11 protein-coding genes are annotated in these 11687 nt (G+C 28.3%); 8 read left to right on the top strand and 3 right to left on the bottom strand.

All coding sequences use genetic code 11. The features are described from left to right. Positions 1 to 63 precede the first annotated feature (63 nt). A complete protein-coding gene (locus KO506_RS14570; RefSeq protein WP_215995648.1) occupies positions 64 to 666 on the top strand; it encodes an alpha-ketoglutarate-dependent dioxygenase AlkB family protein in 603 nt (200 codons plus the stop codon). Position 667: 1 nt separating this feature from the next. Here the strand turns inward: KO506_RS14570 and KO506_RS14565 are convergent, their stop codons facing one another. The 3 genes from KO506_RS14565 to KO506_RS14555 form a co-directional block, all read right to left on the bottom strand. Further along, entirely contained in the window at positions 668 to 1372 is a 705-nt protein-coding gene (locus KO506_RS14565) for a LytR/AlgR family response regulator transcription factor (RefSeq protein WP_215995647.1), read from the bottom strand. After that, positions 1373 to 2296, bottom strand: coding sequence for a sensor histidine kinase (locus tag KO506_RS14560; protein ID WP_215995646.1), 924 nt, complete (start codon positions 2294 to 2296; stop codon positions 1373 to 1375). A gap of 263 nt (positions 2297 to 2559) precedes the next feature. After that, positions 2560 to 3570 (bottom strand): Kelch repeat-containing protein, encoded by a 1011-nt coding sequence (locus KO506_RS14555; protein WP_215995645.1) that lies wholly within the window; start codon positions 3568 to 3570, stop codon positions 2560 to 2562. A gap of 247 nt (positions 3571 to 3817) precedes the next feature. Here KO506_RS14555 and KO506_RS14550 point away from each other — a divergent pair, with 247 nt between their 5' ends. From KO506_RS14550 to KO506_RS14520, 7 genes are all read left to right on the top strand, one after another. Continuing rightward, entirely contained in the window at positions 3818 to 5137 is a 1320-nt protein-coding gene (locus KO506_RS14550; RefSeq protein WP_215995644.1) for a DUF4270 family protein, read from the top strand. 1 nt (position 5138) lies between these two features. Next, a complete protein-coding gene (locus KO506_RS14545; protein ID WP_215995643.1) occupies positions 5139 to 6383 on the top strand; it encodes a hypothetical protein in 1245 nt (414 codons plus the stop codon). A gap of 71 nt (positions 6384 to 6454) precedes the next feature. Continuing rightward, entirely contained in the window at positions 6455 to 7348 is an 894-nt protein-coding gene (gene rluF, locus KO506_RS14540; protein ID WP_215995642.1) for a 23S rRNA pseudouridine(2604) synthase RluF, read from the top strand. A gap of 82 nt (positions 7349 to 7430) precedes the next feature. Then, on the top strand, positions 7431 to 8561 hold the full coding sequence (tgt, locus tag KO506_RS14535; RefSeq protein ID WP_215995641.1) for a tRNA guanosine(34) transglycosylase Tgt: 1131 nt from the start codon (positions 7431 to 7433) through the stop codon (positions 8559 to 8561). 72 nt (positions 8562 to 8633) lie between these two features. After that, positions 8634 to 9725 (top strand): LptF/LptG family permease, encoded by a 1092-nt coding sequence (locus KO506_RS14530; RefSeq protein ID WP_215995640.1) that lies wholly within the window; start codon positions 8634 to 8636, stop codon positions 9723 to 9725. Next, positions 9712 to 10626 (top strand): DMT family transporter, encoded by a 915-nt coding sequence (locus KO506_RS14525; RefSeq protein WP_215995639.1) that lies wholly within the window; start codon positions 9712 to 9714, stop codon positions 10624 to 10626. The genes KO506_RS14530 and KO506_RS14525 overlap by 14 nt, the downstream gene beginning before the upstream one ends. 73 nt (positions 10627 to 10699) lie before the next feature. Then, on the top strand, positions 10700 to 11653 hold the full coding sequence (locus KO506_RS14520) for an acetyl-CoA carboxylase carboxyltransferase subunit alpha (protein ID WP_215995638.1): 954 nt from the start codon (positions 10700 to 10702) through the stop codon (positions 11651 to 11653). Positions 11654 to 11687: the final 34 nt, after the last annotated feature.

The raw sequence follows: 11687 nt of genomic DNA, 5'->3' as shown, positions 1-11687 counted from the left end.
TATTTTTTTTCTAAATCTAAATCACTAGAACTGGTATTATTTAATTTTGATTATTTTTATAGTATGGATTTATTTTCTTCGGATAAAATCACTAATATTTTGCCTTTTGATGGCGTTACAAATTATCATGGAATTGTATTAAGCAAGCAACAATCTGATTTTTACTATCAGGAGTTATTCAATAAAATAAATTGGAAAAATGATGAAGCTATAATTTTTGGTAAAAAGATAATCACTAAAAGAAAAGTGGCTTGGTATGGGGCATCAGAATATTCTTATACGTATTCTAAAGTTACAAAAACAGCAAATCTCTGGATTCCAGAATTGTTAGCACTTAAAGAAATTGTAGAGCAAGAATCTAATGAAACGTATAATTCTTGTTTGTTAAATTTATATCATTCAGGTGATGAAGGCATGGCTTATCATTCTGATGGTGAAAAAATGATGAAAAAAAATGGAGCAATTGCCTCTTTATCTTTGGGTGCTGAACGTAAATTTTCTTTTAAACATAAAGAAAACAAACAAAGAATAGATATTGTTTTAGAAAGAGGTAGTTTGTTAGTAATGAAAGAAGGGACTCAAACCCATTGGTTACACAGATTACCACCTACTAAAAAAGTACATTCGCCCAGAATTAATTTAACGTTTAGAACTATAGAATTGTAGGTTAGTTATCAATCTTTTTAATGAAATCTTCTCTATAATTTAAACCAATTGGTATCCATTTATCATCTATAATAATTCTATTTCTTTGCACAGAATAAATGTGTTTTAAACCAACTATAAAAGATTTATGTACTCTTAAAAAATTTGTTTTCCCTAATCTTTCTTCAAAACTTTTTAGGCTACTTAAGGTTAAAATTGGTTTTTCTTTATTGGTGTAAATTTTAATATAATCTTTTAAAGATTCTATATATTTTATTTCTGATAAGTTAATTTTTATGTTCTCGTATTCTGATTTTACAAAAATAAAATCACATGCTTCTTTTTGTACTTCTACAGGTGCAGGTTTACTTTTAGATAATAGTAAATTATTGGCTCTTGTAGCAGCTTTTAAAAATCGATGAAAAGGAATAGGCTTTACTAAATAATCAATAGCATTTAGGTTAAAACCCTCTACAGCATAATGAGAATAGGCTGTTGTAAAAATAAACATAGGTTTTTGTTCTAAAGTTTTAATAAAATCTATACCAGAAAAATCTGGCATTTCTATATCAGTAAAAATAAGATCTACTTGTTCTTTTTGTAGAGCAGACATTGCTTCTATACCACTAGAACAAGAGGCCACTAATTCTAAAAAATCGATTTTAGAGATAAAATCTTCTAATAACTCTAATGCTAAAGGCTCATCATCTATAATAATACATTTCATCTATTTTTTTAGTTTAATGGTTAAATTGACTTCAAACGATTTTTTTTCATTATTTATCTCTAAAGTATGTTGTTTAGGATATAATAAATTTAGCCTATTTTTAATGTTTTCTAAGCCAATTCCAGAATTTTTATCACTAACTTTTGTAATATAGCAAGCATTAAAAACATAAAGGTGCAGCTCATCATTTTCAACATTTATTTTAATTCTAATATTGGTATCACCCTTATAATTTGTACCATATTTAAACGCATTTTCTATAAATGAAATCAATAAAAGTGGCTCTATTTTGTAATTTAAATCTCCGTGAACATTAACACGAACTCCACTCGAATCTTTTAACCTTAATAGATGTAAAGAAATATAATTTTTAATGTATTCTACTTCTTTTGTTAATGAAATATATTCTTGATTAGTTTCGTAGATCATATATCTCATTAATTCTGAAAGTGTAACAATTGCAATAGTAGTGTCTTCAGATTTTTTATTTGCAAGAGAATAAATACTATTTAAAGTATTGAATAAAAAATGCGGATTTAACTGCGCCTTTAAAAAAGATAATTCAGAATTTACTTTTTGCGATGCAACTAAGGCTCTCTCTTTTTCTGCTTTATACCATTCAGAAACTAATTTTATTGATGTACTTAAACCAAAAAATAAAATAACCATAATTGGTGGTCTAAATTCAAATCTAGGACCATTTTCTTTACGATTAAGAATTCTATCTTCAAAAGTTTCATTTGGTGGTTGAAAATCTTTAGAAATTAAAATTAAAGGCTCTAAAACATACATAAAAAATAAAAAGAAAACTACAAACGTAATTAAGTACAACCCAATTTTTTTATTTAGTAATAGTTTTGGTACTAAAAAAGAGTAGTTAACATAAAAAACAGTAATTAATACACCATTTAAAATGTAAAACATTTTAGGTATTGCATTAAACCTATAAAAAAATTGAATGGCAGTTATTAAGATAAAAAACAGCCATAGTAATATATGTATAATTACTGTGGTAAAGGATTTTTGTTTAATAAAGTTCAATTTAATGTGAGTTTAATTTGCAAATTTATGTAAGATTGGTCTTAAAAACTTACAAATGGTTGTTGTTTTTATCATAAAAAAGTGCAGAACAATCAATTTTTATTAATTTTTCTGCACTTTAAATTTATATAATAAGTTGTGTAAGATTAATCATCTTCATTTTCTAATTCGTAAGGTTTAAACTCCCAAACATCATCAAAATAATAACTACCACTTCTTCCCATTAATACGTATGCACTTGATCCAAAAGAAAAAGCAGAAGCATCTTGTCTTGCTGTCCCTTCAAAATCAGGAATTTCATCCCAAGTATCTGTAGAAGGATCGTAAGAATAGGTAGTAGAAGTTACTGCTCCATAAACTCCTGTACTTACATAACCTAAACCATCCAAAGAAAAAGCAACAGCAGAACTTACTAAGATTTCGTAATCATCATCATCATCATCATCGTCATCTAAATCAGTTAATCTTGTCCAGTTTGTACCATCAAACGAATAAAAATCTTCTTCGTAAGTACCATTATGAATTCCTAAACCTAAATAAGCAACATCGTTTATGGTAAATACAGAAGCATTTTGGCGTTTTTCTCCACCAAAACCAACAGACTGTTCCCAAGTATCTGTATCAACATCATATTTCCAAAAATCTTTTTGCTCACTACCATCATAACCAGTACCAATGTAACCAGTATTACCAATTGCAAAACCAATAGCACCATATCTTGCTGTACCACCAAAATCTGCTTTTTGTTCCCAAGTATCTGTTGTAGAATCGTAAGCCCAAAAGTCTTTTAATTCATCATTACCATCATAACCAGTTCCTATATATCCTTTAGTACCAATAGAAAAACCTACAGCACCACTTCTTGCAGTTCCAGGAAAAGAGGCTCTTTGTATCCAATAATCTCCTTCAGAATTATACTCCCAAGTATCAGACAAGTAATCATCACCATCATAACCTGTAACTAAGTATCCTTTATCACCAATTGTAAAGCTTACTGCGTTTGCTCTAGAATCACCATCAAAAGTAGAACTTTCTACCCAGTTTCCATATTCATCATCATCCTCATCATCACTACACCCTATAAAAAGTGTAGAGGTAAGAAGAATTGCTAACATAAAAAGAAAACTTCTTTTTTGTGTAAATTTTGTTTTTTTCATTCGTTTTAGTTTATTCATTTCAGTATTTAATGGCAAAATTAGAAGCAAATATTTGTGGGTAACTATGAAATAGACAAACAAGCTGATTTTATAGATGAACGTGTAAAACAAGTGTTAATTTTCTTAAAAGCTGTTAATTATAGGGTTAAGAGGTGTTTTTTAGTGGTAAATCTATAAAATAAGGTAGTTTATATATTTTATGATTTTTTGTGATAATACCTCTAATACTTTTGCTCTAAAAAGTAAAATGAGGTATTTAATTATTGGCTTTTTAAGTATTGTATATCTAACATCTTGTACAGCAGATGGTGCAACTTATGAAGTAGGGAGTGATTTTATTGAGAATGATATACAGATTAGAGTTATAGACACTTTTACTGTAAAAACAGGAACCTTTAAACTAGACTCTTTAATAACTTCTGGTACAGGAAGAATTTTATTGGGTAGTATTAAAGATGATGATTTTGGTAATACAACTGCCAAGTCTTATCTAGAGTTAGTAGCTTCTGCTTACTCTATAAGTAATGATGCTATTTACGATTCTATTGGTATGATTTTAAATTACGATACCTATTATTATGGAGATACAACTAAATTACAAACATATAATTTACATAGAATAACAGAAACCTTTGAGCCAGAAGATAGTGATGATTTTTACAATAGCTCTTTTTTAGATTACGATTCTCAATCATTAGGTGAAATTTCTTTTATACCAAAACCAAACAAAGAAACAGATTCTCTTTTTATTAAAATGGATGATGTTTTAGGTGAAGAAATTTTTGATAAAATTGTTGATAATGATATTAATAATTCTGATGATTTTTTGCAATATTTTAAAGGTTTAGCAATTGTGCCAGATGCAAGTTTAGACAGTCATATGCTTGGTTTTGGTTCTTACCCATCAACATCAACAGAAGAAAATTCTAGTATGCGTCTTTATTATACAATTAAAGATGATGATAGTGAAGATAATAATTATTACGTAGATTTTTTAATATCTAGTTCAACGCAACAATTTAATCAAATAGAAACAGATTATTCTACTTCTGTTGTTGGAGATTTTGCAGATGTAGAAGAAATTAGGTCTAGTGAAGATACCAATTATGCAACTTATATTCAATCTGGTACAGGACTATGTACAAGAATAGAAATACCATCAATAAAAAAACTTTTAGAGTTTTCTAATGAAGCTACTACTTTAAGTGCAACACTTACTTTTTCACCTTTAAATGGTAGTTATAGTAGTGAGAACCCTTTGCCAGAATCTTTATTAGTTTATGTAGTAGATCATAAAAATAGATTTGTAAAACAACTTGTAGATATAAATGAAACTTCAGCTTACGCTTATTTAAACGATAATCAAGATGAATTTAGTCAAAACGTTTCTTATTCTGTTGATTTAAGTGGTTATGTAGAAGAAATCTTATTAACCGAAAGCGATTTAAATTATGCACTAATGGTTTTGTATGAAACTTACGATCAAAATGTGAGTAATTTAATAATAGAAGATAATCCTGCAACAGACAATCAGGTAAAATTAACCGTAAAATATTTAAACTATTAAGATGCAAAAAAATATATTATTAATAGTACTTATAGTTGCTACACAATCAATTTTTGGGCAGAATAATGCAAATACACCTTATTCTTTATTTGGTTTAGGTGTAGAAAATAAAACAGCAACAGGTGGTTTAACAGGTTTAGGTAATACAGGTATAGCACAATCTACACCTTATGAAATAAATATTTTTAATCCTGCTAGTTTAGGTAATTTACTATCAAAATCATTTTTGTACGAATTTGGTTTAAATGGTACATACTCAACCTTAGAAACAGATAACATTAGTGAAACCAGCAATAATGGAAATATTTCTCACATTGCTATTGCTTTTCCTGTACGTAAAAATTTAGGATTAAGTATAGGTCTTTTACCATATACTAAAACAGGTTATAATATTGATATTGAAAGCCCAATAGAAGGGACTTTGGATACTTTTACAACAAGAATAACAGGCTCTGGAGGGTTAAATAAATTTTTTATAGCAGCTGGTTTTCAGCCTGTAAAAAATTTATCAATAGGTGTGGATTTCTCATTTTTATTTGGTTCTATAGAACAAGAAAGTCAAGTATTTACAGATTCATTTGTTTCAATTTTAGATCAAAATTATTACAATGGAGTAAAATTGAAAACAGGTTTTCAGTACAAATTACCTAATATAAAAAACATAGAAACAACCATTGGTGGTACATTTGAGTTGCCAACATCTTTATCTGGTAAACAAACAAGAACTTCTTATAAAACAACAAGTGCTGGTACAGAAATAAGTATTGAAGATGAGGTTGAAAATGATTTAGATAATTTTGAGTTACCAAAAAGTTTTGGTTTAGGTTTAACATCAAAATTTAATAATACCATTACAACTAGTTTAGATTATAGAAAATTAATGTGGAATGATACAAACCAACAGTCTAATAGCGAACGTTATACAGATGAATCTATTTATGCATTTGGAGTAGAGTTTTTGCCAAATAAAAACAAATACAACTATTGGTCTAACGTAAAGTATAGATTTGGTTTAAACTACAACACTGGGTTTTTAAAAATATCGAATCAACAAATAGATAGCTATTTTATTTCTGCTGGTTTAGGTTTACCAATGAAAAAGAATAGTTTAAATAATTTTAATATTTCTTATTCTTATGGTAAAGAAGGTACTTTAAATAACGGTTTAATTCAGGAGAATTTTCATAAAATAACACTTAATTTAAACTTTGTTGGTAGTTGGTTTAGTCAAAAAAGAATAGATTAAATACACAAGAAAACAATCTTTAAAGCCATAAATTATAATCTTATATTTACTTTTGTTGAAAATATTTTTCTTTGGATAATAAAAATCAACAATCAACAAATCTTAATAAATTCATTAGTTCTACTGGGATTTGTTCACGTAGAGAAGCCGAAAAATTAATTGTAGAAGGTAGAGTAACTATTAACGGTAAACCTACACAATTAGGAAATCGAGTTTTAAAAAATGATGTAGTTAAGGTTGATGGTAGACTTTTAAAACCAAAACCAAAAACACTTTACATAGCCTTAAATAAACCAATAGGTATTGTTTCTACAACAGATTCTAGAGAAAGAGATAATATTGTAAAACATATTAATCATCCAGAAAGATTATTTCCAATAGGACGTTTAGATAAACCTTCTGAAGGATTAATCTTTTTAACCAATGATGGTGATATTGTAAATAAAATTTTAAGAGCAGGTAACAACCACGAAAAAGAATATATTGTTTCTGTTGATAAAAGGATTGACGATGATTTTATCAGAAAAATGAGTAATGGAATTCCGATTTTAGGTACAATTACTAAAAAGTGTAAAGTAGAAAAAGTATCAGAAAAGGTTTTTAAAATTATTCTTGTTCAAGGTTTAAACAGACAGATTAGAAGAATGTGCGAGTATTTAGGGTACGAAGTTACCAAACTAAAACGCACAAGAATTATGAGTGTAGAATTGGGTAACCTAAAACAAGGCGATTGGCGAGAACTTACTGAAGATGAGTTAAAAGAGATAAATACAATGATTGCTTCATCATCTAAAACAGAAGAAGCTTCTGTGGTTAAAGAAAAGCCAAAAACTACAAAACCGAAAAGAAAATCGGCTCCTGCAAAAAACGATTTTAATAAAAAAAGTGCTTCTTTTAGAAAATCATCACCTAAAAATAAAAAGAGGAATGTTGGTTCTTCATCAAAAAAGAAAAGAAGATTTTAAAATAGTAGTCAATTAAAGCAAAGACAAAGGTTTAAGAATCTTTTAATTTTTCAATTCTTAAATAGTCTTATCTTTGCGCCCAATGAAATTCGATTTAAAACTTACTGACCCCAAAAGCAAAGCTAGAGCAGGTTCAATTACAACAGATCATGGAGTTATAGAAACTCCTATTTTTATGCCTGTAGGTACTGTGGGTACTGTAAAAGGCGTACATCAAACAGAACTTAAAACAGAGGTAAATCCAGATATTATTTTGGGTAATACCTATCATTTATATTTAAGACCAGGTTTAGAGATTCTAGAAAAAGCTGGTGGTTTACACAAGTTTATGAATTGGGATAGAAATATTCTTACAGATTCTGGTGGTTACCAAGTATATTCTTTATCAGGTAGAAGAAAAATTAACGAACAAGGGGTAAAATTTAAAAGTCATATAGATGGTTCTATGCACTTTTTTACGCCAGAAAATGTTATGGAAACGCAACGTACAATTGGGGCAGATATTATTATGGCTTTTGATGAATGTACACCTTATCCTTGTGATTATAATTATGCAAAACGTTCTATGCACATGACACATAGATGGTTGGATAGATGTATAAACCATTTAGAAAAATTACCATACAAATACGGTTTTGAGCAAACCTTTATGCCAATTGTTCAAGGTAGTACTTACAAAGATTTACGAAGACAATCTGCTGAATATATAGCCAATTCTAACCAAAAAGCAAATGCAATTGGCGGTCTTTCTGTAGGTGAACCAGCAGAAGAAATGTATGCTATGACAGAGGTTGTAACCGAAATTTTACCAGAAGATAAACCTCGTTATTTAATGGGTGTAGGTACACCAATAAATATTCTAGAAAACATTGCTTTAGGTATAGATATGTTCGATTGTGTAATGCCAACTAGAAATGCCAGAAATGGAATGTTATTTACAGCTCACGGAACTATAAACATTAAAAATAAAAAGTGGGAAGATGATTTTTCTCCAATTGATGAAATGGGTATTACAGGTGTAGATACTTATTACACTAAAGCATATTTACGTCATTTATTTGCGGCAAAAGAAATGTTGGGTAAACAGATTGCATCGATTCACAATTTAGGATTTTACGTGTGGTTAACTCGTGAAGCAAGAAAACATATTTTGGCAGGTGATTTTAGAGAGTGGAAAGATATGATGGTTAAACAAATGGATAAAAGATTATAGATAATAGTTCTTGGTTGTTAGTTTTAGTCACAAGCATAAACTATCAATCACAAACCAATAATAAAAATAATTTTGAAAATAATTGATTGGTACATATTAAAACGATTTTTGGTAACTTTTTTCTTTACCTTATTAATCTTAATTCCTATTGCCATAGCTATAGATATTTCTGAAAAAATTGATAATTTTCTCGAACATGCAGATTTAAGTTTTTATCAAATTGTAGATGAGTATTATAAAAATTTTACCATATACTATACGAATACTTTTATGCCATTGGCATTATTTATAGCCGTTATTTTATTTACTTCTAAACTGTCTAACAATACAGAAGTTATTGCAATTAATAATGCTAAAATTTCATTTACTCGTTTTTTATATCCTTACTTTATTGGTGCAACATTAATTACAATTTTATCATTATTAATGAATCATTTTGTGGTTCCTAACAGTAGTTCTACAAGAAAAAAGTTCGAAAAAGAATACATACAAGGTAATAGGCAAAAACATGAGTTTAAATATATAAACGACTTTAGTTTACAACTTACAGATAGTACTTACATTTTTATCAGAAATTTTAATACCGAAAATAATAGAGGCTATGATTTTTCTTCAGAATTATATGATGGTATAGAACTAAAAACCAAACTAGTTGCAGATAATATAAAATATTCTGAAAAAGACTCTAGTTTCAGATTACAGAACTGGCGTTTAAGAAAATTATACTTAGAAAAAGATAGTATTTTTTCTGGTGATAAAATTGATACTGTTTTTAACTTTACACCTAAAGATTTAATATATAAATCTGCATTATCTCAAGAAATGCCATCAGATGAATTGTATAGATTTATAAAAGTTTCAGAAAAAAGAGGTGTAAAAAACCTTAATGCATATTTAGTAGAATTCTATAAAAGAACCAGTTTGCCAATAGCGTCTTATATTTTAACAATTATTGCAGTAGCACTTTCTTACAGAAAAAGAAGAGGAGGTACAGGTGTGAATTTAGCTATAGGTTTTGGTATGATGTTTTTCTATGTTTTTCTACTTAAAGTATCAGAAGTTTTAGGAGGAGTTGCAGGTGTTAATCCGCTTTTATATGTTTGGATGCCAAATATCTTTTTTGGTTGTATTGCCCTATATTTATACATAAATGCAAGAAAGTAGGTTAAAAAATTATTTACTCTTACACTTAATTGTTTTTATTTGGGGGTTTACAGCAATTCTTGGAGCCCTAATTACTATTGATGCTATTCCGTTAGTTTTTTTTAGAATGTTATTAGCAGTACTATTTATTGCACTTTATTTTCTAATAAAAAAGAAATCTTTTAAGATTGATAAAAAAGGGTTAACTAAATTTTTATTTACAGGAATTATTATTGCTACACATTGGATTTTTTTCTTTAAAGCCATAAAAGTATCTAATGTTTCTGTTGCATTAGTAACAATGAGTACAGCAGCCTTTTTTACATCATTAATAGAACCCATTTTTTTTAAAAGAAGAATTAAAACCTTAGAAATTGTTTTAGGATTATTAGTTATTCTTGGGCTTTACATCATTTTTAATTTCGAAAGTCAATATAAATTAGGTATAATTTATGCACTAATAGCTTCTTTCTTAGGATCATTATTTTCTGTTTTAAATGGTTTGTTTATCAAAAAATATGATGCAAACAGAATATCTTTTTACCAACTTTTATTTGGTACTTTATTCGTAACAATATATTTAATAATTAATAACAGTTTTTCTTTAGCTTTTTTTAATTTACCAGTTTCAGATTGGATTTGTCTTTTTATTTTAAGTAGTGTTTGTACAGCTTATGCATTTATAATTTCTGTTCAAGTAATGAAATATTTATCTCCTTATACAGTTATTATAACCAATAATTTAGAGCCTATTTATGCTATTGTTTTAGCCTTATTTATTTTTGGTGATAAAGAAAAAATGAATCCTGAGTTTTATCTAGGAGCCACAATTGTTTTAGGTGTTGTTTTGTTAAACGGATTTATTAAGAATAAATCTGCAATTAAACAGAAAGCAAAATTAAGATTAAAGCCAAAAAAGTAAAATGAATTTGTTATAAAAGTAAATTTTATAGTATGTTTGTTAATCCAAATAACTTAATCAAAGTAATTACAAAATGGAATATTTAGATTTTGAAATGCCAATAAAAGAACTTGAAGATCAACTTCAGAAATGTCAAATTATTGGTGAAGAAAGCGATGTAGATGTTACAGCTACTTGTAAAAAAATAGAAAAAAAATTAGCTACAGCTAAAAAAGATATTTATAAAAATTTAACTCCTTGGCAAAGAGTCCAACTGTCTAGACATCCAAGCAGACCTTATACATTAGATTATATAGAAGCAATTTGTGGAGATACTTTTATGGAGCTGCATGGAGATAGAAATGTAAAAGATGATAAAGCCATGATTGGTGGTCTAGGTAAAATAGGCGATCAATCGTTTATGTTTATTGGTCAGCAAAAAGGTTATAATACCAAAACACGCCAATATAGAAACTTTGGTATGGCTAACCCAGAAGGTTATAGAAAGGCTTTGCGTTTAATGAAAATGGCAGAGAAGTTTGGTATTCCTGTGGTTACATTGTTAGATACTCCTGGTGCTTACCCAGGTTTAGAAGCAGAAGAACGTGGACAAGGTGAGGCTATTGCCAGAAATATTTTAGAAATGACACGTTTAAAAACACCAATTATTACTATTGTTATTGGTGAAGGTGCTTCTGGTGGTGCAGTTGGTATTGGAGTAGGAGATAGAGTTTACATGATGGAAAATACTTGGTATACAGTTATTTCTCCAGAATCTTGTTCTTCTATTTTATGGCGTAGTTGGGAGTATAAAGAACAAGCTGCAGCTGCTTTAAAATTAACAGGAACTGATATGAAAAAGTTAAAGTTAATTGATGGTATAATTAAAGAACCTGTTGGTGGTGCACATGCAGATAGAGCTGGTGCTTTTGCTAAAGTAAAAGAGCAAATAGTTATTGCTTTTGATGAATTAAAAGATTTATCTGATACTGATTTGGTAATACAAAGAATGGATAAATATGCAGATATGGGTGTATATAAAGAGTAAAGTATTCTAGATTTAATCATAAAAAAAGCGAAAT

The organism is Polaribacter vadi, assembly GCF_018861005.1.
In the GTDB taxonomy this organism is placed as follows: domain Bacteria; phylum Bacteroidota; class Bacteroidia; order Flavobacteriales; family Flavobacteriaceae; genus Polaribacter; species Polaribacter vadi_A.
This window is presented reverse-complemented; position numbering and strand designations above follow the sequence as displayed.

Coding starts and splice junctions, on each gene's coding strand:
- KO506_RS14570 (WP_215995648.1), top strand. CDS start 64: ATGGATTTATTTTCTTCGGATAAAATCACTAATATTTTGCCTTTTGAT.
- KO506_RS14565 (WP_215995647.1), bottom strand. CDS start 1,372: ATGAAATGTATTATTATAGATGATGAGCCTTTAGCATTAGAGTTATTA.
- KO506_RS14560 (WP_215995646.1), bottom strand. CDS start 2,296: ATGTTTTACATTTTAAATGGTGTATTAATTACTGTTTTTTATGTTAAC.
- KO506_RS14555 (WP_215995645.1), bottom strand. CDS start 3,570: ATGAAAAAAACAAAATTTACACAAAAAAGAAGTTTTCTTTTTATGTTA.
- KO506_RS14550 (WP_215995644.1), top strand. CDS start 3,818: ATGAGGTATTTAATTATTGGCTTTTTAAGTATTGTATATCTAACATCT.
- KO506_RS14545 (WP_215995643.1), top strand. CDS start 5,139: ATGCAAAAAAATATATTATTAATAGTACTTATAGTTGCTACACAATCA.
- tgt (WP_215995641.1), top strand. CDS start 7,431: ATGAAATTCGATTTAAAACTTACTGACCCCAAAAGCAAAGCTAGAGCA.
- KO506_RS14525 (WP_215995639.1), top strand. CDS start 9,712: ATGCAAGAAAGTAGGTTAAAAAATTATTTACTCTTACACTTAATTGTT.
- KO506_RS14520 (WP_215995638.1), top strand. CDS start 10,700: ATGGAATATTTAGATTTTGAAATGCCAATAAAAGAACTTGAAGATCAA.